At 64.8% G+C, this 19,462-nt stretch carries 20 protein-coding genes; 17 read left to right on the top strand and 3 right to left on the bottom strand.

Translation table 11 applies throughout. The features are described 5' to 3' along the window. Positions 1 to 1,064: 1,064 nt before the first annotated feature. The 3 genes from ACWPN5_RS28695 to ACWPN5_RS28685 are packed head-to-tail and all read left to right on the top strand — an operon-like array spanning position 1,065 to position 9,884. On the top strand, positions 1,065 to 6,839 hold the full coding sequence (locus ACWPN5_RS28695; protein WP_492298814.1) for a hypothetical protein: 5,775 nt from the start codon (positions 1,065 to 1,067) through the stop codon (positions 6,837 to 6,839). Between the two features lie 6 nt (positions 6,840 to 6,845). Next, positions 6,846 to 7,325 carry a hypothetical protein gene (locus ACWPN5_RS28690; RefSeq protein ID WP_492298812.1) on the top strand — a complete coding sequence of 160 codons (480 nt, stop codon included), beginning with the start codon at positions 6,846 to 6,848 and terminating at the stop codon, positions 7,323 to 7,325. Between the two features lie 48 nt (positions 7,326 to 7,373). Next, positions 7,374 to 9,884, top strand: coding sequence for a type IV secretory system conjugative DNA transfer family protein (locus tag ACWPN5_RS28685; RefSeq protein ID WP_492298810.1), 2,511 nt, complete (start codon positions 7,374 to 7,376; stop codon positions 9,882 to 9,884). 62 nt (positions 9,885 to 9,946) lie between these two features. Here the strand turns inward: ACWPN5_RS28685 and ACWPN5_RS28680 are convergent, their stop codons facing one another. From ACWPN5_RS28680 to ACWPN5_RS28670, 3 genes are all read right to left on the bottom strand, one after another. Further along, complete coding sequence (locus ACWPN5_RS28680; RefSeq protein ID WP_492298808.1) at positions 9,947 to 10,267, bottom strand: hypothetical protein; 321 nt, start codon at positions 10,265 to 10,267, stop codon at positions 9,947 to 9,949. A gap of 121 nt (positions 10,268 to 10,388) precedes the next feature. Further along, positions 10,389 to 10,631, bottom strand: a complete 243-nt coding sequence (locus tag ACWPN5_RS28675) for a hypothetical protein (protein WP_492298806.1) — start codon at positions 10,629 to 10,631, stop codon at positions 10,389 to 10,391. Between the two features lie 33 nt (positions 10,632 to 10,664). Beyond that, positions 10,665 to 10,847: a hypothetical protein gene (locus tag ACWPN5_RS28670; RefSeq protein WP_492298804.1), complete on the bottom strand. Its 183-nt coding sequence runs from the start codon at positions 10,845 to 10,847 to the stop codon at positions 10,665 to 10,667. 152 nt (positions 10,848 to 10,999) lie between these two features. Here ACWPN5_RS28670 and ACWPN5_RS28665 point away from each other — a divergent pair, with 152 nt between their 5' ends. The 14 genes from ACWPN5_RS28665 (at position 11,000) to ACWPN5_RS28600 (ending at position 19,415) form a co-directional block, all read left to right on the top strand. Beyond that, the gene (locus tag ACWPN5_RS28665) at positions 11,000 to 11,623 is read left to right on the top strand and encodes a hypothetical protein (protein WP_492298802.1); all 624 of its coding nucleotides are present in this window, start codon (positions 11,000 to 11,002) and stop codon (positions 11,621 to 11,623) included. 11 nt (positions 11,624 to 11,634) lie between these two features. Next, positions 11,635 to 12,126, top strand: coding sequence for a DUF2321 domain-containing protein (locus ACWPN5_RS28660; RefSeq protein ID WP_492298800.1), 492 nt, complete (start codon positions 11,635 to 11,637; stop codon positions 12,124 to 12,126). A gap of 9 nt (positions 12,127 to 12,135) precedes the next feature. Further along, a complete protein-coding gene (locus tag ACWPN5_RS28655) occupies positions 12,136 to 12,663 on the top strand; it encodes a hypothetical protein (protein ID WP_492298799.1) in 528 nt (175 codons plus the stop codon). Between the two features lie 125 nt (positions 12,664 to 12,788). After that, on the top strand, positions 12,789 to 13,007 hold the full coding sequence (locus ACWPN5_RS28650; RefSeq protein WP_492298798.1) for a hypothetical protein: 219 nt from the start codon (positions 12,789 to 12,791) through the stop codon (positions 13,005 to 13,007). A gap of 54 nt (positions 13,008 to 13,061) precedes the next feature. Then, entirely contained in the window at positions 13,062 to 13,391 is a 330-nt protein-coding gene (locus ACWPN5_RS28645; RefSeq protein ID WP_492298796.1) for a hypothetical protein, read from the top strand. Positions 13,392 to 13,460: 69 nt separating this feature from the next. Continuing rightward, positions 13,461 to 13,802 (top strand): hypothetical protein, encoded by a 342-nt coding sequence (locus ACWPN5_RS28640; RefSeq protein WP_492298794.1) that lies wholly within the window; start codon positions 13,461 to 13,463, stop codon positions 13,800 to 13,802. An 83-nt stretch (positions 13,803 to 13,885) separates the two neighbouring features. Then, positions 13,886 to 14,266 (top strand): hypothetical protein, encoded by a 381-nt coding sequence (locus ACWPN5_RS28635; protein WP_492298793.1) that lies wholly within the window; start codon positions 13,886 to 13,888, stop codon positions 14,264 to 14,266. Between the two features lie 23 nt (positions 14,267 to 14,289). Next, positions 14,290 to 14,862 carry a hypothetical protein gene (locus ACWPN5_RS28630; protein ID WP_492298792.1) on the top strand — a complete coding sequence of 191 codons (573 nt, stop codon included), beginning with the start codon at positions 14,290 to 14,292 and terminating at the stop codon, positions 14,860 to 14,862. Positions 14,863 to 15,217: 355 nt separating this feature from the next. After that, entirely contained in the window at positions 15,218 to 15,997 is a 780-nt protein-coding gene (locus tag ACWPN5_RS28625; protein WP_456511633.1) for a hypothetical protein, read from the top strand. Between the two features lie 138 nt (positions 15,998 to 16,135). Then, positions 16,136 to 16,888, top strand: coding sequence for a hypothetical protein (locus ACWPN5_RS28620; protein ID WP_456511632.1), 753 nt, complete (start codon positions 16,136 to 16,138; stop codon positions 16,886 to 16,888). A 51-nt stretch (positions 16,889 to 16,939) separates the two neighbouring features. Continuing rightward, positions 16,940 to 17,296, top strand: coding sequence for a hypothetical protein (locus ACWPN5_RS28615; protein ID WP_492298791.1), 357 nt, complete (start codon positions 16,940 to 16,942; stop codon positions 17,294 to 17,296). A gap of 96 nt (positions 17,297 to 17,392) precedes the next feature. Further along, positions 17,393 to 18,157: a hypothetical protein gene (locus ACWPN5_RS28610; protein WP_492298790.1), complete on the top strand. Its 765-nt coding sequence runs from the start codon at positions 17,393 to 17,395 to the stop codon at positions 18,155 to 18,157. 248 nt (positions 18,158 to 18,405) lie between these two features. After that, the gene (locus ACWPN5_RS28605) at positions 18,406 to 19,221 is read left to right on the top strand and encodes a hypothetical protein (protein WP_492298788.1); all 816 of its coding nucleotides are present in this window, start codon (positions 18,406 to 18,408) and stop codon (positions 19,219 to 19,221) included. A 17-nt stretch (positions 19,222 to 19,238) separates the two neighbouring features. Beyond that, complete coding sequence (locus ACWPN5_RS28600; RefSeq protein WP_492298786.1) at positions 19,239 to 19,415, top strand: DUF4145 domain-containing protein; 177 nt, start codon at positions 19,239 to 19,241, stop codon at positions 19,413 to 19,415. Positions 19,416 to 19,462 lie beyond the last annotated feature (47 nt).

The raw sequence follows: 19,462 nt of genomic DNA, 5'->3' as shown, positions 1-19,462 counted from the left end.
CCGCGCCTTCCTCGATGTCGAGGCCGGACAGCGGCAACAGGCCGTGACGATGGGCGGCCGTATCGACCCCCGCACCGGCATGGTCTACGTGCCCCAGGACCTGTCCTCCGACCGGGCCGCCATGCTTCACGCGCGGTTCGATCTGTACGAGGAAGCGCTCGCCCGCCGGCAATGGCTGGCCGTGCCGCCGCACGAGGCCCGCGAGGCGCGGGCCGCCGGCGCGCTCCACGATCCCGTGGTGGACGGCTGGTACGTCGACCCACGCCTGGATGAGCGGGCGATCGAGCGGCTGGAGCGGCGCTTCCCGGCCACCGGACGCCTGGACTCCGCGGCGGCCGCCCAGGCTCTGGACGAGCGCCGCGGCGCGGTCCTCTATTCCCTCGGGCGCCGGGAAGAGGAGCGGACGGAACCGCGACGCGGGGCGCCGCGCCGCGAGCCGGCGTCCGCGGAAACGGGGGGAGCCCCGGCTTTGCAGGACCGCGCCGTGGTCGAGGTGCGGTTCGACCCGGTCAAGGTCGCGGCGGCGGGGTCGGACGGCCTCCCGTCGAGCCGCCCGACCGCCGATTTCGTGTCGCAGGCCGAAGCGGTCGGGGTGCCGGTCGCATCCGTCGTCACGACCGACCCGACCCGGTCCACCGTGACGATCCACGCCGCGGACGAGGGACAGGCCCGCGCGGTGGCCGACGCGCTGCGGGAGAACCAGGCGACCGTGGGGGCGACCCCGGCATCGGCCGCGGCGGCTCCACCCCCACCGCCGGCTCCGGCGCCGGTCCGCGCCGCCGCCCAGCCCTTCTACGCCCCGGCGCCGGACGGGCCGGACCAGGAGGCGCGGACCAAGGCGATCCAGCGGGCGCGTGGCCTGCCGGCGGATCAGCTCGCGGCGCGCATCGCCGTCAACGAGGCGATGCTTCTGGCCCTGCCCGGCGGGTCGGGCGGCGCCGGCGATCCGGGCCGCGCCCGGCAACGCGCCGAACTGCGCGCCGGTCTCGACGTCCTGACCGCCGAAACGGCACGGCGCGAACGGGCCGCCCGTGGGCGGGCGCTCGGCCAGGGGATGGGCTGACATGGAGACCAGGACGGCGCCGCGCGCCGCGGCGGCGCGGTGGCGGCCGGCGCCGGCGGTCCGCTTCACCACCCCGGAGGGGCGCACCGAGGAGGCCGCCGGCATGGTGATGGAGGGCACCCCCCTGGCCGTTGCCCGACGGGCCGGGCTGAAGCGCAACGGCGTCCCCCTCGATCCCTGGATGGTGACGGCCGGGGGACGCGTCGTCGGCCGGCAGAAGACCCGGCAGGCCGCCCGCCTCTTCGCGGAGCGCGCGGCTCCGCTGGCCGACTGGACGTCGCTGCCGGACAGCCCGCCCGACCGCCTGTGGCTGGCCCGCGACGGGCAGCCGCTCGACCGTCTGCTGGCCCGCCTGTCCGTCGCCGTCGCGGCCGGCGACCTCGCCGCCTTCGACGCGGACCAGCAGGAGCTGCGGGAAGCTCTGGAGAACGCCGCCGCTCTCCCCCCTGTGGATGAGGACGCCCCATGGGCGAGGCTCGTGGAGATTCCCGGCCCCCGCTGGCTCCTGGTCGGCCGCGACGTCGAGCGGCTCGACCGGGCTCTCGGCCTGCCGGACGGCGGCGGGCGCGGGGTGTGGCTCGCCGGCCGCCATGGGGACCTCGCCTTTCTCGGCGGCGACCGGGTTCCGGCGCTGGTCATGGACCGGTTCGGCGCGGCGGCGGCCTACGCCGCCCTCCGCAACAGCGGGGCAGCGGTGCGGCGCCTGCGCTGGAGTCACGGCGACCTGACCCCAGTCTTCCCCGCCGAGCGGCGCGCCGTCATCGATGTCGCCGGGAACCGGCTGACCGCCGTCCTGGATGCCGAGCACCGTACGGTGACGCTGCAGGCCGATCCCGACCGGCCCTCCCCCCTCTGCGACCCGCTGGCCCCAGACTGCCGCCGCGACGATTGGACCGTCGGCGGCCTCGCGGTCCCCGACCGGCCGGAGACCGGGCGCGACGCGGCGCAAGCCGCGCTGAGCGCGCCGCTGCGCTTCCCGATCACGGTCACCATCGGTGGCCGGCCGCAGGAATTGATCGCCCGCATCGCCAGTTCCGATCCGCCGCCAGCGGCCCGCCTGTGTTCGCCGCTCGACGAGCTGCGCCTCGAACGGCCCGACGGCCGGCCCTTCGAACGCGGCACGGAGTTCCGCCGGCTGTCCTCCGGCATCCGCTACCACCCCGACCCGCTGGCGCGGCTGGCCGAGGTCGCCCGCGCCCGCGCCCAGGACGTGCTCGACGAGCGCTGGAGGCGGTCGCAGAGGGTGCTGAAGCGCATCGACAAGGCGGCGGGATCGCGCAGCGCCTTCGCGCGGGCTCTGTCCCGCGCCCTCGGCGCCCGGACCGTCCTGGAACTGCGCAACGAGGCGGTCAGCCTCGCCGGCTTCTGGGGCGGGGAGACGTCCGCCGGCGCCGATCTCGCCAAGGCGGCCGGGCGGATGCAGAAGCGCATCGACGCGGCGGGGATCGCCGACACGCGGCTGGAGGAAGCGCGCGGAGCCGCCGCCCGCGCCGTCGCAAAGCGACCGCCGCTCGCGGAGAGGCCGGAGATCCGCGCGCTCTTCCATCCTGAAATGCCCGCCTACCCGGACCCGGACCGGGTGAACCGTGCCGTCGAGGCCCTGCGCCCGGTGATCGCGAAGCGCCGTCCGGAACGGCGGCAGGACGTCGGGACGGATGACCCTCAGTACTGTCTCGGATGGAGGAGTGCGCGGATCTCCGGGCCGTCAGTCGCATTCAGTCTGGGCGCCGTTCCACGCATTCCGCCCGAACTCGTCTCCTACCGCCGCCAACCCGAACCGCCCATTCCAGATCGCATCCCCGTTCCTGGTGAGATTGTTTTCGTCGAGGGAGCCGGCCAGAAGTGGCTTTACCGTGCGGTGACGCCAGGAGCGGCCGTCGGATCATGGGTCAATCCCGACGCGGCGTACCAGGCGCAGCAAAATCTCCTGGCCACCGCGCTGCGTCCGTTAGCGTCATCCTGCCTGCCGACCGATCTTGCCGAAGGGCGTGTCCATGTGGCCGGGGCGATTGTCGCCAAGGTCGGCGGTGCCGGCGGGCCGATCGAGCCGCTTTCCGGGCTCACCGCGCCGTTGCGATCCGGCGACGGTTCGGTCCATCATCACGCGTTCGTCGCGATGACGGACGCCAACCCCGCAAACGCCCTCTTTCATGAGTCCGTCCATGTCAACCTCCGGGAAGGCCGCCTCTCCGCCGACGAATTCCTTCCGTTCTGCGATCCCGAATCTTGCCGCCTTGGAGCGGAGCGATTCGGATTCGCCGGATACCCCGTTCGAAGATTCGCTGAGGAACTTGCCGCACACGCGCATGCTGAAGCCGCAGCAGGGCCCGCTGGCCGCACCCCCGTTGCCTGGCGGTCCGCGGGTGACGACGTCCGTGGTGTCCGGGGAGCTGCCCTACGTGATCACCTTGTAGCGGATCTCGCCCTCCCGGACCGGGCATCCGCCGTCCTCCAGGCACTGGCCGACGGGACCGTCGGTGCCCGCCCGGCGGTTCCGGAGGCCCGGGAACTCTGGCTGCGCGAGATGGGACGGCACGGCGGCGCGGCCGATCCCGGCATTTTCCGCGCTGAGGATTTCGAGTCGGTTCCTCCCCGGCAGTACAGCGTTGCCACCGGCCGGGACGCGCCCCTGTCCCCCGCCGACCGCGACGCCGTCCAGGCGCTCTCGCGTCATCTGTCCGGCGCCGGCCTGTCCTGGGGCTTCACCCTCCCCGGCGCCGATCCCCGCGGCCGCCGCATCTTCACCGATAAAACCTACAGCGCCGCGGTCGGAGAAGTGCGGCTCCGGCCCACACCGGACGGCGCCTACGCGGCGGAGGCTCTGCCCTGGACCGCGCCGGCCGGCCGTCTTGAGCAAGGCGAGCCCGGCAAACGCCCCGCGCACCCGGCCATGGAGAAAGCCGTGGCGGCCGCCGCATCCTTCGCCGGCGATGCTGCGATGCCGCCGGTCCGCGTCCTCGATGAAGGAGACGCGCTCGGCAACGTTCCGCCCTGGCAGCTATCCAGGGGCGAGTACGTCGCCCGCCGGTTGCCGGACTTGGCGGATCTCGATCTCCAGGCCATCGACCCGCGGTTGGTCAAGCCGCTCGCCCGCCGCCACGCCGCCGCCGTGTTCGACGCCGTCGCCCGGGGCGAGCCGGTTCCGGACCGCGTGCTCGCCGGGCACCCGATGCTCGTGCAGATGGACGCCGCGGCGCGCGCGGTGGCCCCGAACGACCGCGCGCGGCCGGTCAACGAGCCGGAGCCCGGTGAGGACTGGACATCCCGGCCCGCGGTCCTGGCGGTGTCCGGTCCGGACGGATGGGAGAAGGTGACCATGACGGTCGAGGCCCGGGGCCCCTTCGCGGTCCATCGCCCCGTCGACCTCCGCATCGTCGGTTGGAGCCTGGCCGGCGGACCGGACCTGGACGCCGCCGCCTTGCGGAACGCCGCCGCAGCCGCCCGCGGACGGTCGGAAGCGGTGGACGGCGCCATGCGCCGCTACGAGGCCACGGCGCTCGCCGAGGCCCTGGACCGCATCGCCGCGGACATGGAGGGGGGAACGGCTTATCGGCCCGCCGCCGCCCGGGAAATCGCCCGCGCGCGCGGTGCGATGCCGCGCGCCGACCTTGCGGCGGCGCTCGGCAGCCGTGCGGCGCCGCTGACCGAAACGCGGACGTCGGGCCGCGGCTGGGTGGTGTCCCATTTGCCGACCGGCCTGCCCCTCGTCACGGCCGCTCACGCCGTTCCGACGAAGAACGAATGCCGGAGGGTCGTGGACGCCATCGGAACGGGCTGGCCCTGGGCGGAGGTCACCTTCGGCCGCCTGCCCGATCTGCTGCGCAGCCCCGCCTACCGCGCCGCCGCCGACCGCTGGGGCGAGGCCGGTGCGGCGATCCACGCCGTCGGGCAGGCCCGCAAAGCCGTGCGGCAGGCCCAGGCCGCCGTGATCAAGGCGCAGACCATCCTGGTCCAAGTTCAGGACAAGGAAACCGCCGCTATCGAGAAGCGGAACGGCATCCTGGGCTATGCCCCATCTGCCGACATTCCTGCTGCGGGACTTCGTCAATATGCTATGAGATCGGATGCTATGGACGCGCAAAGCGGTCCGGTGCGTGCTATCCGGCAGGATGAGGCCTGTGGTAAATTGCTGTCTGTCCGGGACCGAGACACGGGCGCCGGACTTGCCTTGGAGACTCATCGGATGTCCACACTGACCGCCGCCACCGTCGCGGAACCCTCGCTTTTGCCCGAGCCCTTGTCCGGCAAGAGCTTTCCCCTCTCCGATCCGGCCCTGCGCGCCGCCTACGCCGACGCGGCCCAGACGGCGGCTGATGGCGATGAAGGAGCGCTGACCGTCGCCCGTTTCGCGCAGGGCGACGACGTCGCATTGTTCGCCGCCGGGGTCGCGGCGGACGAACTGCGCGCCCTTACGCGGATCGCCAACCTTCCCCTGGCCGATCATGGGCCCGAGGGCGTCGCCGTCCCGGTCTCTGCCCTGCCCGTCCTGCGCGGGTTCAGCGCGGTCCCGATCGTCGAGGCCGATCTGACCGCCACCGCGGAGTCGCGGAACTGGTCGCGCGCCGCTCTTGCCGGCGTCGGTGCCGCCGTTGGAGTGGCGGCCGCGGCCGGAGCCGTCCACCTCGCCGGCCGCGACGATGTTCCGGCGCCGCTCGCCGCGGCCGAAGCCGTCGATGAACCGATCCGGAACGCGCGCGAGCTGGCCGAAGCCGCGCTCGCCGATGCCGGCCAGATCGCCGAACGGCTGACCCGGAATGCGGCCGACGTCGGCGCGTCCCTCGCCGAAACCCGCCGGATGATCGAGGAGGCGTTGGCCGGCACCGCGCCATCCGCTGCGGTCGGCCTGCCCGCCGTCACGGCCGAATCGCCCAAGGTCGATCCGTCTGACCTGGCCAGGGTCAGCGAGGCCGAAGCCGCGATCCGGGATGGCAGCGTCGGCGCGTTGCTGACTCCGTCCGACCCTGCTGAACCGCAGGCCGTCGCGGACATATTGGCCCGGATCGACGCGGTGCGGGCCGGGATCGCCGCTCCCGTCCAGGAAGTGCCCGAGTCCGCACCGGTGGAAACCGGCCCACTCCTGGCCGGAGTGATCGCCGAAGTGGACGCCAGGGCCACCGAGACGATCCGAAGCGCGCTCGAGCCCGGCAACGGTGGGACGGGCTGGTACGAGGGCGCCCTCGACGCCGCACGCGCCGTGGCGCAAAGCGTCGGCAATCTCCAGTTCTCCACCGGTGGCGGCACGGCGTCCGCCTCCACCCCGGCACCCGCGGCGATCCAGCCCTTCTACGCCCGCAACGATGAGCAGGGCCTTGCCGAGGCTCGCGTCCGTGCGCAGGGCATCCCGTCGGACGACCTTGCGAACCGGGCCGCCGTGACCGCGGCCCTGCTGGTCCGCCGCGAGGCCGACCCGGCCGCCAACTCGGCGACGCTGGAGGCGCTGCGCGCGGGCAAGGCAGTGCTCGGGGAAGAGGTCCGGCGCCGCGAGGCGGGGCTTCAGGCGATCCAGCCCTTCTTCGTCGCCGAGGGCGAGGCCGGCCGCAACGAAGCGGTTCTGCGCGCCAGCCGAATCCCGGCTCCCGATCTGGCGAACCGGCTGGCCATGACCAAGGCCATGCTGGCCGCCAAACCGTCGGAGGCGGGGGGCTCGGCCGGTGTGCGCGGCTCGCTGGAGCGCGGCGTGGCGGTCCTCGAAGGCGAAACGTCGCGCCGGGCCGCTCTCGACCGGCCTCAGGACAACACCAGGAAGCCGACGAGGCGTGGGGGGATGGAAAGATGATGCGTCATGCGACCTGACCAGCGATCCGGCGGCCCGCCGCCTGCGGTCGACGCGAACGCGCTGCTGGAGCGGATGCGCCTCGAGGCTCCCTTCACCTACGGGTCCGGGCTCATCCACGCCTACACCGCCATCCGCAACCGCGGCGAGGACCCCTATCCGGTCCGCGAACGCCTCGCTGCGCATGTGCGCCAGTTGGAGGAGGAAGGCAAGATCCGCCCGAAGGGCGGCCGCCAGGACCCCACGCCGCTGGAGCAATACGCCGACACCGTCGACGCGATGCGCGCCCACGTCGACGCCATGGCCCGCCTTCCCAAGGGCTCCCAGGCCTACATCGACGAGGGCAAGCTGTTCCGGGCGGCGGAGATCAACCTGAAGCGCGTCCACATGACGATGCTCGAGGAGGCCAACCGGCGCGAAACCCCTGTTCAGGGGGCGACGCCGGCGGCACGGCAGAGGCGCTCGGCGCGCGGCGGCGCCGAGCGCTGAGGACGCCGGTGCTCGATTTCCCGACCATGCCGCCGTCACACTGGCGGCATGGTCGAAGAAATCGAACGTCAGAAAGCGATCGCCTGGTTCGTCATGAGCGCCCTGATCGGCCTTCTGGCCGCGGCGGCGCTCCTGACCTGCGCCTTCCCGCTCTACAAACTGTTCAACGGGCTCGACTTCTCCCGGTCGACAGCGACCTGGCCGGCGCTGGGTGCGCTGCACGATCCGGGCTGGCGGCCCGGCTTCTCCCTCCGCTGGCTGCGCGACACCGGGGCCTACTACGCCATCGGGCTCTGGCAATACCCGACCCTCTGGGCCAAGCCCCTGTGGGTGCTGCTCGTGCAGGCGCCCCTGGAGGTCTGGGGCATGCCGCACTGGAGCGTGATGGTGTCCCTGGCCGCTGGGCTCCTCGTGGCGCTGCGCGTGGCCGAGCGTTGCCCCTACGAGCTGCAGCGCAAGAGTCACGGCAGCGCCCGTTTCGCCACCGACCGCGACATCCGGAAGGCCGCCTGGGATGCCAAGGACCGCTACGTCAAGAAGCGCGGGCTCTACTCGCCGACGGGCATCGTGCTGGGACGGGCGCCCAACGGCCGCCTGCTGCGGATGCCGGAGACGCTGTCGGCGATCCTCATCGCGCCGCCCGGCTCCGGCAAATCCGCCGGCATCATCCTCCCCAACCTGCTGGCCGACTGGCCCGAATACCAGCCGATCCTGGGCTTCGAGACCTTCGGCTGGGCGCTGGGGCGCAAGACCTACTGCCCGAAGCCCACCTTCGTGGTCAACGATCCTAAGGGGGAACTGTACGCCAAGGCCCTCAAATGGTTGATCAAGGCCGGCTACAAGGTCATCAAGCTGAGCCTCGGATCGATGGACGGCGACCGCTGGAACCCGCTGGGGTTCGACAGCCTTCCCGGCGGCCGCGAGGTGCCGCGGACCCGCACCCGCATCCTCGACGCCCTGGGGCGGGTCTACGCCGATCCCATCCGCGCCCTGGAGATCCTGATGGTCGAGGTCCGCGACCGGACGGACTGGGTCGCCGCTCTGGGAGCCGACCCGACGCTCGGCGGCCGCCTGGTGATCCGCGATGAGGTGATCGCGCTCGAAGCCAACGCCCTTGCCACCTGGACGTCGCCGGCCCGCGCCACTCTGAAGGACGTGCTGGGCGACATCATGAAGCTGTTCACCTGGCAGGCGCAGCGCGAGCAGTACGTCAAGCGTCTGGCGACCATGGCCATCGACGAGAAGATCGAGCCGCATTGGCGCGACAAGGGCCGGGCGGCCCTCCAGGGCTTCTCGCTGTTCACCATCTACCGCTGCGAGGCCGATCCCCAGCTCGGCGAGCCGTCCTTCGGTCGCCTCATCGACTTCATGACGGAGGCGACGAAGAACTTCCAGGCCGATCCCACCGCCGGCGAGGACCAGGACGCGGTCGCCTCTATGCTCCAGGCCTGGATCGCCGAGGCCGAGCAGCGGGGCTACCCCGCGCGCGTCATCACCGAGCTGGCCTCGCTGTCCCGCACGCCGTCGAAGGAGCGCGGGTCCGTCCTGTCGACCATGGAAGGCGGCATCGACATCTTCAAGGTGGCCACCGTGCGCAGCCGCACGTCGGCCTCCGATTTCGGGCTGGACGAGCTGCGCTTCTCCAAGAAGCCCGTGGCCCTGTTCATCGTGACGCCGCTGGAAGACGCCGTGGCGCTCGGCAAGATCACCGGCATGTTCTTCGAGAGCAGCGCCGCGCGTTTCATCAGTCAGGACGAGAAGGACATCAAAACCAAGGGTCGCCCGATCATCTACCTCGCCGACGAGTTCTGGACCCTGCCCACCGGTATGGAGAGCTTCCTGCAGATCCCGGCGCTCGGTCGCGGCCAGTGGGTGCAGCTCTTGCTGGTCGGCCAGAGCTACGGCCAGATCGCGCTCAAGATCAACAAGGAGGCCGTCGGCATCCTCAAATCGGCGGTCGGCGCGCAGATCCTCCTGCAGCAGAACGACAGCGAGACCGCGGAAGCCGTCAGCAAGGCGGTCGGCAACTACACGGCGATCACCGCCAACGTCAGCCAGACGGAGGGCGCCGGCAAGGAGGTCAAGATGTTCCAGTGGAACACCTCGCGGTCGGCCACCGGGCTTCCGCTCCTGCCCGCGCAGCGGCTGCTCACCATGCGCAAGCTGGAAGAGCAGTACGTCCTCTATCAGGGCATGATGAGTCGGCCGATCGAATGTTCGTCGCCGGCGTGGTTCAACGACCCGGTGATGACCGAGCGGCTTACCGGCGAGCGGCCCGGCGGCCTCGCCCGGTTCGGCCGGTTCGTCGCGGCTATGCTGCCGCGCACCGCCTCTCCGGCCCCGCTGGTCGGCGCCGCGCGCACCGACGACGAGTTCGAGCGCGCCGCCGCCGCGGCGATCGCGGCCGCGGTGGCCGCCCAGGAGCAGAAGGTGGCCAACCAGAACGCCGTCCTGGGCCAGGCTCCGGCCGGCGCCGCGCCCCCCTCCCAAGGCTCGACCTTCCAACCCGCGAGCGGCGCCGACTTCGTCGCCGGCGACGATCAGAGCAAGGCCGCGTGACCCTGCTCATCAAGTCTGTGTGGCCGATGTGGATACTTGCTATGGTCGGGCTGGAGGAAGGTTCAGCACCAGCCGCTTCCCGAGCCGGATTCGCGCAGCAAACCAGGCGAACCATCCGCCGGGGTTGCTGACCGAATGGAGTTCCGCAGTGTGCGCAAGGTTGCCATTGCCAGTCCATCCTGTGGCAACGCCTTGGCCATCCGTTCCAGCTCGGTCGTGAACACGCCGCGATACGGTATGCTCCAGCATGAGATCGCGTGATGCCGATCATGATCGTTCATGTTCAGCAGCCTGATAGCTTCCAGCGTCCAAGGGTCCGTAGGAGCAACGCGCACGAATGCCGCCAGCCCTTCGGGAAGCCGGGAACTCACGCGTCCATGCATTGGCCTGTCTCCGCTCCGGTCTGGCTGCGCGCTGCAGCGCGGCTTCACTCCGATCATTCTACGGGAAGGCTGGAACCGATTTCGCGCACCGGCGGAATTCACATACCGGGCGTATTCTGGATCAGGTGGAGCTGGTGGTCGACTTCGGGGCGATCGACGTCTCGACATCCCAGGAGGAGGTCAGGCCGTCCAGGGCCTGTTTCCCCTGCGCAACCAACTCGCCACCGACCAGATGCGCGACGGGCGATAGCTGCTCCACCATCGAGCGCAGGACGCCGGCGGCGGACAGGATCGCCAGACGCTGCTCCTCGGTGATGGCGGCCGTCGGCGGCATAGTGGCGGTGACTTGGTGAGAGGCAGCCATAGTGGGCAAGCTCCAGCTCGGGGGATTGCAGGATCAAGCGCACTCGACGGCGAAGGCCTGAAGGACGCCGATCTGCCCCTCAATGTCGTCCAGCGCTCCGGCGATGGCACCGTCCACTTCGTCATCGCCGCAGGGGGAGGCGGTCAGGGTCTCCAGCTTGCGCCGGGCTTCGTCGAGAGCCGCAGCCGCGGCGGCGATGTGATCGACGGTGGTCATCGGCGGGATGTCCTTTGGCTGGGGTTCTCAATGGATCAGGCGTCGCAACAGTACATGCTGGGCCGGATCGGAAAACTACATGCGCGAACAAAAAGTGTTCGCAAAACTCATGGGTTGTACTGTAGCGATGGCAGTGGTAGCCTGTCAACGCATTGGATTTCACCACACCAAAAAAGATGGCGCTGGACCGAGCCTATTACCGACTGACCAAGCGTGGCCCCTCCGATGCCGAACTGCGCCCCCTGGTGCTGCGGCGGATCGCAGAGGAACGCCTACTCTACGTCGACCCGGCGCCCACGAAGCGTCCGCGGGCCATGACGGCGGAGATGTTGGGCGAGCGAGCGCGGGTGCTGGTTGACCTGCGCGACGGTGCAACGCTGTGGGTGCCCGGCTTGGCTCGGCTCGGCTTCTCCGGGCTGGACATCCGCGATGTGATGGACCTGCTATTCTCGACCGGGCGGAAGTGCGGGGACGCCCTGACCGGTACGGTCTACAGCGCGGAAACCCCACCACTGGCTGTCGGCGCCGCGGTGAAGGAAGCGGAGGCGACGCTGAAGCGCGAGGCCATGGGCCGTGCGCGAACGGAGTTGCAGAAGAACGGTGCCAAACTCGGGCGCCCCACGCTGAGCCACGCACAGAAGCGGCAGGCAATAAAGGAAATGGACGAACGCGATCCGCGCGTGACTTCGGCGGCCGAAGTGGCGGCCCGGTGGGGCGTGGACAAGTCGACCATCTACGCATGGAAACGCCAGATGGTGAAGTCTGATCAGGAATAGGAGCACTCTCAATGCATAAAAGTGACGACTGGCATGACACGATGCAGGTCTGCTTAAACGGACATAAAATTACGGAATATGCAGAGAGTCAGCCGCAATCTACTCAAAAGTTCTGCGCAGAGTGTGGCGCAAACACCATTACAGAATGTCCAGGGTGCACCTTCAAGATACAAGGATATCGGCACATATCCGGAGTCTTCCATACAAGTCAGAAACCGGTACCTCGCTACTGCATTAATTGCGGGGAACCCTTTCCTTGGCAGGACGGTGCCGTCGCGAGCTTAAATGAAATCCTGGCTGAGGGAAACCTAGAGGCTCAGGATTTGGCGACAGCCGAAAAGGCATTGCCCGATGTCCTTAGGGATACGCCTCGAACAGAGGTAGCAGCCTTCAAGCTGAAGGGCGTTCTCGCAAAACTCGGCAAGCCCCTATACGACATCGCTGTGAAGGTGGTGGCCGACGTCGCCTCCGAGACCGCGAAAAAGACGTTCGGTCTGAAATAGGAGCCGACTATGAGCATTCGCGAGCTGCAACGGTTGAACCTTTTCCGAGGTTCATTGACCGCCGCCCGTAGATCTCTGCTTCGGCGCTTGGTTGAAGCCGGTGGTTCGCTGGCTGGGGCATCTCTGTCTAACCGTGAACGGTCCACCGCGTTCCGCATGACCGACGCTGCGGCAAAGCTGATCGAATGGACTCTACCGCAAAACGGGGAGCGCGACGGAAATCTGGCCGAATGGACCCTGTCCATTACGGACACTGGCCGCACCGCCATGCGAGACATGCCTCGGGATCTCGACAGCAGACACGTCGCTGCCTTGCGCCATCTTGATCTGCGCGCCTGGCGCAACTGGCAGGATGCTCCGGATCCAGCCGATGCGCAGGCGTACGAGGAGCTGGTGGCCCTTAAGTTGGTCAAAGCCGATGCGGCTGGAGTGCTCTGCCGCCTGACGGCGCACGGCGCCGCGGCAGTAGAGGGGTTTAAGCTGCTTGGCGACCAGCCGATCGAGGAACTCTATTCTGAGCGAGCCAATCATGGCTGAGTGGCTGACCGATCAGCCTGAGCACGATGTCGGCCCAGTCCCGACACGCACCGCGGCGATCAGTTTCGCCGAGGCAGCCGCCAACAACACACACCGGTTCCAGTAAAGGAAGGAAGAACAGAACTATGGCCCGTAACTTTTCCAGTCCAGATAAAGGGCATTGGCGTCATGTTATCCGTGACGGCCAATCCATAATCATTGAGAGCATAGAAAACCTGCGTTATGGAGATATCTATACTGACACAGATACGGGGCAGAAATACAAGATTATTTCTGTTAAACCAAATGTGCCCAATGATCCTACTTTAGGTTACAAGCTCACTTCCGACCCAGTCTTCGACTGACTTGCAGACTCCAGGATAGGAAGGTCTAGGAGTTATCCAGCAAAGGAGTACACCATGCTTCTCGCTAACATGCCACAACATAAAAGTTCATTTGGCACCTACAATCGACCCGATGGTGAGAAGTTCACTATTGATGCCACGCTTTATGAGTCGCCTCCTAATTACAACTACTGGCTAGCATACTTTGAAGTTATGCATGCCAACTGGGGCACCATTCGGTATCGACTGCATATTCCCAAAGGCATCGCCTCGTCAGTCGTGCTTGCCAACGCCCTATTAGGTGCCGGTCCCCTGGCGCAGGTTCAGTCGTTTCTCAATCAAGTGACGGCGGCCGGCAAGATCGCCGTATACTGTGAAAGCATTGACGGCTGGCTGTTGGCCTGATGAGCCTATGGAGCGGATCAGGCGCCGACCTATCAAAGGAGACATGCATTATGATAGCAGGAGAAGCTCATGAGTGATGTTGATCTAAAGACGCTTCAGCGTTGGCACGAGAGTCACGCGAAACAATTGAAGCGTCGTGCAAATATCGATCACTTCATTTCGCTTCTTGGCGTCATGAAGATGGAGCAGGACATTTATGCCTCCACCGCCAAGTTTCATGAGAGAATGCAGGAGTTGATCGCCGATTTTGAAATCATTGCAGATAGCGAGCTTCGTGAGGGCAATCCTTTGCTCAAATGCCTCATCATAGGGCTGAAGAGCAGCCAGGGAAGCTATGTCACTGCGGCACAATCCCTGCACGACGAAGCGAACAAGCTCGCGACATTCTTCGAAAAGAAGACCGAAGACTGATCTGAGTCAACACCGGACGGTGTCGGCGGTGAATGCGCACCGACACCGTCCGGGAAGGGAACGAGAGATGACAAACACGACCTATGGGCATTGGGAAGGTGGCCCGGCTGGCGGTGCCTACATCCTCTATGGAGGGATGTGGGCAGACGAAGCACACCCGCGCCTTCGAGATGCAGCGCGACCTGTGGCCGTCGAAGCTCTACGTCGACGACATGCCTGTGGTGGTGCGCCTCGATGACCGCCAGGCGGCGCCGGCGTGCCGGATTGCCCGCATCCGCGCCTTCGCGGCGCTGGTGCAGTCCGGTCTGACGGTGATCGCCATCGTCACGGGCGACCGCCACACCATCGACCGTTTGTTCACTGAGGCGGAAGTCGATCTGTCGCCCGCCGTCGAGCTGATCGAGGTGACCGACGGTCCGGGCGGCTATCGCTTCGGTGACGACGGTCGCCCCGCGACACTGTGATTTTCCGAAAGGGGAATGGCAAAATGACGGAAATCAAAAACTTGGGCGATGACCGCAAACCTTCACTCGAAAAAGATTCCGCTTTATTCGAGTTCGCAATTGAGCAGTATAAATCGCTGAGACAAGAAATCGACAGCCGCTTCAAAGATGGCAATACTTTTATTATCTACTCGATTTTTGCTATAGCGGCGGTGTACGGTTTTGTGATAGCGCAAGTATTGCAAAGTGGGTGGATCAAAGCACAGAACCCAGGGACGTTTGCATTGATCATGCGACTGCCAATTGCAATAGCAGGTATTGGCTTGGTGAAATCAATTGAAAATTTTTATATGGTTCGCCGCGCAGGCGAATGCTGCAAGAAGATAGAAGAAATTGTAGGAGCAAAGGAATTCGGGTGGGAGCATTACCTCGCCGGCCTGAAAGACAGCAAGAAAAGCAAAAACGATAATAATAAGGAAGTTAACAACAAAAATAGATTTAGATCATTGAAAATACACATAGCGTCGTGGGCTTACCTGGGGATTTGGGTGGTCGTCGTTATTGGGACAGCTATAATATCAGAAACTCTTATTGGAGTTAATTGGATAAAGAAGTGATGTCCTGTAATGAAAGGCTAATTCTCTTCTATGGCACCATGGTCACCCTGGTCGGCTTGGTCATCGACTTCAAGGCCTACCTTCACGCGCACCACGCGGAGCGTAGAGGGCACTGGTCCCCACGCGGCCCTGACGCCGCTGATCGCCCGCGGGGCGCATGACGTAATGACGTCTCCAGAATGGGAACCCTGAGGCGCTCTGAGCCGCGCATGGAATAGGAGAATTGGACGGACATGTGCTTGGTGAAGGCTCGCGACGTGACGCTCGAAGTTCTGGACAGTCGGAACGGCACGATCCTGTTCACTCAGAAAGCCCAATGACAGGTGCTGAGGCACCACAATTTCACGGACAAACTATGGCCGCCATCGTCTGGAAGGATCCCACGTCGTGGATGGGAATGATCGACGCCGCTCTGGGCGGCAGGCTCGCCTGCGCGGCTGGGCCGCGGATCAAACTGGCCGACACCGAGGACTGGTACCTCGATGATTCGGAATGGGTGGAGTTGCTGGCACACTGCCTGGACGAGGACGCCGATGGATTGGTCGATGATCTTGCAGAGCGCCTGAGCAGCCAGACCCTGCGCGTCTATCACGGATGCAGGCCTGTCGACCTCGACAGCTATCGGAAGCACGGAATCCGGGTGCTGGATTGTGCTGCGATTATCGCACAAACGCGGGAATGGCTCGAAGCCGATCCCGGCAATGACGACCTGCTTCCGCTGCTTTCCGGCATGACGGAGCGGGTCGATCCGGCGACACGGGAAGGGCATGTTTATTTCGGGTTGGACGACCGCTTCCTCGTGGAACATTGCGGCCACTACCTGATCTACGGAAGCGAGTTCCTGACGGCTGGCCTCGGCCGTCAAAGGCAGGTACTGACCACCCGCGGGCGGCCGACGATAATCGAGGTGGATGTGCCGATCGACCGCTTGGCTCCGACACTCCAGGACGAATTGACCAAGCTATTACTCAGGGATTGGGCTCGCATCGCAGCCTGGGACGAAGTGCGCACGTACCCCCAGGATTTCGGCTTCAGTCTGCGCTATGACGTGCCACCTTCTTGGATCGTGGGCTTCACTCACCCGCCTTGGGTTCCTGACCCACTTGATCAACGCCGCGTCAGGGTGTTTGACTGAGCCGAGGGGAGTCCACCGCGGCCGGTATCGCGGAAGAGGCGCCAAGACGGAGCATGGACAAACCTCGATGACGTTCTCCGCGTTCACGGCAGCTTTCGTGCACCTGTTCTGACGCGTTCAGCAAAGGAGCGAAAAATTTTGACCAGAGGCGGTATCATCATTCCCGATGGAAACGCAGCAATACACGACGATATACCGGCTGTCGTCGAATTGATTGTTCGTACTGCTCGTTGGGTAGCTCCTGACACATTTTGCCGCTTGCCCGTCTGGTGCCCAGAAATCGCCCGAGGACAACCGTTGTACAGCGCTGGATGGCAGCGCCCGGCAACCAACACCAAGAAGGGCTCACAAATCACGTTGGAAAAAGCCGAAGGTAATGTTGCCGCGCTGAAAGCTCTAGTGGCCGCGCTTGACGTTGCTTCGCCCAAACCGAACAATTGGACTGTTTGTCATATATGGGGCTACGACGATCCAACTTTCGCCACGCGCAGCAGCATCGTACAGGATCCACGCTACTACTCCTGTATTGCCAATATGGTTTGGGTTCCAACTGCACTTAAGGCGTTTACCGATGCCTTGCCTGAGGTGAAGACACTCCTTCGGACCTGTGCTTTTCATCTGTACGGGTGGGCTTGCGAACACCCCTCTGTAGCGGATGCGGCTGCTGAAATCCGTGGTGGGGTGCTTCCTCCGCATTATCCTGACCAGTGGCCGAGCCCTGCGCAGCCGAACCTTGTACCACCCGGTGTGTCGCCGTTCTCCGAGCGGATTGCTGCAGAAATTGCGAAACGAAAAGCGAAATGGCGTGCTGATTTGGCCAACCCCGAACTTATCCACTACCCGCGTGATCAAGTTCGGGATGTTCTGGCATTCTGGAAGGTGACGACCTGAGGCCAAAGCGGCGTGCGATATTGTTGCTGACGTCCAACAAGGGAAGCACAGATGAATCGACGCCAACGCTGGGCCACGGGTCTCATGACAACAGGGTTCATCCTGATCGGCGCGGCGATGCTGTTCGGCCTGACCGCCGGCCAGCCGGTGGTGGTCAGGCAGTCGGGAGGCGTCACGGCCTACCATGCTGCGGACGTCTCGACGCTGGCGGCGTTCTGGCTGATGCTTCAGGCGGGAGGCTGGGCGGTTGTCTCTGCCGTGCTGCTGCTTCCCAAGGAGCCGGTTGGCGTTGGGCTTGGCTTCCTTCTTCCCAGCCGTGCCGGCGACATCGCGTGTTTGTCCATTCTGGTCGGACTACCGATCGTGGCGAATTTGGTCAAAATCCTGGCGTCGATTTTAGGAACATAGCAAAGAGGGGATTGAAATTTTGAGCAATAAGGCCTAACAACTGTCATTCCATGAGAGGTTCTTTGGCGCATTTTGATGATATTAGGGGATTTATACATGAATAATACCATGCGCGCGTTCTGGCATTCCATCGTTACCAGCCGGTTAGGGTGGTCATATATTTTTCGTGTTATCTCCGCTATAATGATAATAGCCCCATTATTTTCGTTAGTATTTGGATTCCTGGCTAATGCTATCGTATTCTTAAGAGTAGTTCAGAGTAATTATCCAGTGGAATTCTTTTTTTCTGGTATGTCAAGATCTGATCTTTTTCTTATTTTTTTTGCTGCCGCTGTCTGCATATTCATGCTGAATGCAGTTGTGTTGGTTCTTGGCGTTTGGCACCCACACTTTAACATTTCCAATTGGGGCAGCGAGAAGCTTTCCCCGCGTGGCTTTCTGCGTCTTAACTGCACTGGTTTACACTTCAGCAGTGGAAACAATATAGCTCTCTGTACGGAACAGGAGGTGATGATTGATTTACTACGGGGCATCAAAAACTTGCGGGATAGATGTGCCGGACACCCGTCTAAGATTTTGTGGGCATGCACTCAGCATCATCATTTGGCGTATGCGATTAACTTGCGGCAAATTTCCTTAACACGCTGCAGTCCTTTAATCATAGCTCAGATTTTATTCTGTGAGATCGCAGTTCTTGCCATTGCAGCAGTGGAATTCTATCGCAATGGTAAGCTCTGTCATCTCAGCCACCCAGGAGCCTTCGGCGCCCCCATGTCGGATGTTGCCTTCCGGCGGCGTGACCGAAGGGAGGTGCTGGCAAGTCTAGGCGGTCCACGTTCCCCTGGAGAGGGCCAAGAATGAATCCAAACGCTTGTACTGGCCAAGCGCTCATGCGGTAGCCGCCGCCTGATTGACCTCAACTGTCCAGAATAGGAAGGGACGAAAAGGCCGGTGCCTCATCTCCGTGCACCATTCTGGGCGTCTGACCATACTACATTCATAGCGTGAATGCTGATGGTAGAAACAACCTGCAACATTGCGCATTTGCGCGTGCTTAGCTACGGTCGCCGAAAGCGAAGGCCGCGTGGGAGCGGCATGGGAGGCCTGGAATGGACCGTAGCCTACTGCCGGGATTGCCGATCGACCTGATCCGTGCCGCCTATGAAGCTGCGCCGGGCAATGAGATCGCCAGCGGCAAATTCCTCAGCCCTGAATCATCGTCGGCGCTGGTGGCCAACGCATTCGGCCTGTTCCTTGATCGGCCTGACGCTCTGCCCCCCTTGCCGGGCTGCGACGATCTTCGTTGGCCCGCGACATCGGTCCGTCTGGAGGCCATCGTGCGCTTTCCCTGGGCCGGCGGGCGCCACCCCTGCCTGGATGTGCTGGTGGAGACCCCCACAGCCCTGATCGGCATTGAATCCAAGCGCTTCGAGCCGTTTCGATCAAAGGGGGAAACAGCGTTATCGGACGCGTATTGGCGGCCAGTGTGGGGCAACGCGATGGCCGGCTTCTGCCTCGTCCGTGATGGGCTACGTGCCGGTGCGCCCTTATTCCGTCACCTCGACGCAGGTCAGTTGGTCAAGCATGCCTTTGGGCTGCGCACGGCCGTGCACCGGGCGGGAAGCACCATGGGCAAACGGCCGGTGCTCCTCTACCTGCACGCAGAACCGACCATCTGGCCGGATGGCAGGCCAGTGCCTGGCCCTGATGTGGCTCAGCATCGGGCAGAAATCCGCCGCTTCGCCGAACTGGTCGCTGGAGATGAAGTCGAGTTCCGCCACTGCTCCTACCGCCAGCTGCTCGACAGCTGGGCAGGTAGCGGAACCAACGTGGTGGCTGCACACTCTGAAGCCGTTCGTGCACGCTTCGAGGTGACCGCTGGCGTTGCCGAAGCGGATGCGAAATCCGACGTCGACGCAGTCTGAAGTCCAGATTAGGAACATTGGCTGAATGGGCAAAGGACATGAGAATTATTGGAAACGCAGGCGCTCACTATGATCCTATGGATGAAGTATCCATCGAGGACGCACGCCAGATGCTTGGCTTTATGAAGGACTTAATGAAATATGTCTATGTGATGCCAGCCGAACTGACACAGCGCAGGCATCGCACGCCATAGCCCTCACGCGCTCGCAGCATGCCGGACCGACGGAACTCGACAGAAAA

The organism is Azospirillum sp. UENF 211521 (genome assembly GCF_058780535.1).
The sequence above is the reverse complement of the archived record's forward strand: the minus strand, read 5'-3'. Positions and strand labels throughout refer to the sequence as shown.

Excerpts from the sequence above, each read along its gene's own strand:
- ACWPN5_RS28605 (WP_492298788.1), top strand. The coding sequence starts at position 18,406 with ATGGACCGTAGCCTACTGCCGGGATTGCCGATCGACCTGATCCGTGCC.
- ACWPN5_RS28690 (WP_492298812.1), top strand. The coding sequence starts at position 6,846 with ATGCGACCTGACCAGCGATCCGGCGGCCCGCCGCCTGCGGTCGACGCG.
- ACWPN5_RS28645 (WP_492298796.1), top strand. The coding sequence starts at position 13,062 with ATGCTTCTCGCTAACATGCCACAACATAAAAGTTCATTTGGCACCTAC.
- ACWPN5_RS28695 (WP_492298814.1), top strand. The coding sequence starts at position 1,065 with ATGGAGACCAGGACGGCGCCGCGCGCCGCGGCGGCGCGGTGGCGGCCG.
- ACWPN5_RS28685 (WP_492298810.1), top strand. The coding sequence starts at position 7,374 with ATGGTCGAAGAAATCGAACGTCAGAAAGCGATCGCCTGGTTCGTCATG.
- ACWPN5_RS28675 (WP_492298806.1), bottom strand. The coding sequence starts at position 10,631 with ATGGCTGCCTCTCACCAAGTCACCGCCACTATGCCGCCGACGGCCGCC.
- ACWPN5_RS28635 (WP_492298793.1), top strand. The coding sequence starts at position 13,886 with ATGGGCATTGGGAAGGTGGCCCGGCTGGCGGTGCCTACATCCTCTATG.
- ACWPN5_RS28680 (WP_492298808.1), bottom strand. The coding sequence starts at position 10,267 with ATGCATGGACGCGTGAGTTCCCGGCTTCCCGAAGGGCTGGCGGCATTC.
- ACWPN5_RS28650 (WP_492298798.1), top strand. The coding sequence starts at position 12,789 with ATGGCCCGTAACTTTTCCAGTCCAGATAAAGGGCATTGGCGTCATGTT.
- ACWPN5_RS28610 (WP_492298790.1), top strand. The coding sequence starts at position 17,393 with ATGAATAATACCATGCGCGCGTTCTGGCATTCCATCGTTACCAGCCGG.
- ACWPN5_RS28625 (WP_456511633.1), top strand. The coding sequence starts at position 15,218 with ATGGCCGCCATCGTCTGGAAGGATCCCACGTCGTGGATGGGAATGATC.
- ACWPN5_RS28630 (WP_492298792.1), top strand. The coding sequence starts at position 14,290 with ATGACGGAAATCAAAAACTTGGGCGATGACCGCAAACCTTCACTCGAA.
- ACWPN5_RS28670 (WP_492298804.1), bottom strand. The coding sequence starts at position 10,847 with ATGACCACCGTCGATCACATCGCCGCCGCGGCTGCGGCTCTCGACGAA.
- ACWPN5_RS28640 (WP_492298794.1), top strand. The coding sequence starts at position 13,461 with ATGAGTGATGTTGATCTAAAGACGCTTCAGCGTTGGCACGAGAGTCAC.
- ACWPN5_RS28660 (WP_492298800.1), top strand. The coding sequence starts at position 11,635 with ATGCATAAAAGTGACGACTGGCATGACACGATGCAGGTCTGCTTAAAC.
- ACWPN5_RS28615 (WP_492298791.1), top strand. The coding sequence starts at position 16,940 with ATGAATCGACGCCAACGCTGGGCCACGGGTCTCATGACAACAGGGTTC.
- ACWPN5_RS28655 (WP_492298799.1), top strand. The coding sequence starts at position 12,136 with ATGAGCATTCGCGAGCTGCAACGGTTGAACCTTTTCCGAGGTTCATTG.